General features: G+C 69.6%; 1 protein-coding gene. It reads left to right on the forward strand.

Translation table 11 applies throughout. The features are described from left to right. Window positions 1-240: FAD-dependent monooxygenase (locus AC0IW9_RS31805; RefSeq protein ID WP_471652269.1), on the forward strand; the 240-nt coding region annotated here is incomplete at both ends.

The following is a 240-nucleotide window of genomic DNA, read 5'->3' on the forward strand; positions in this document are numbered from 1 at the left end:
GAAAAACGAGGCGCAGGTGCTCGCCCGGTTCAAGCGCGACCGCCACGTCAACCCGACGCCCGACACCGGCTACCGCTTCGTCGCCAAGGCCCCCGCTGGTTACGACGGTCCGCGCCCGATCGTCGTCGGCGCGGGTCCATGTGGGCTGTTCGCGGGGCTGTTGCTGGCGCAGATGGGGTTCCGCCCGATCATCCTCGACCGTGGCAAGGTTGTGCGGGAGCGGACCAAGGACACCTGGGG

This window comes from Belnapia sp. AC561, from assembly GCF_979252845.1.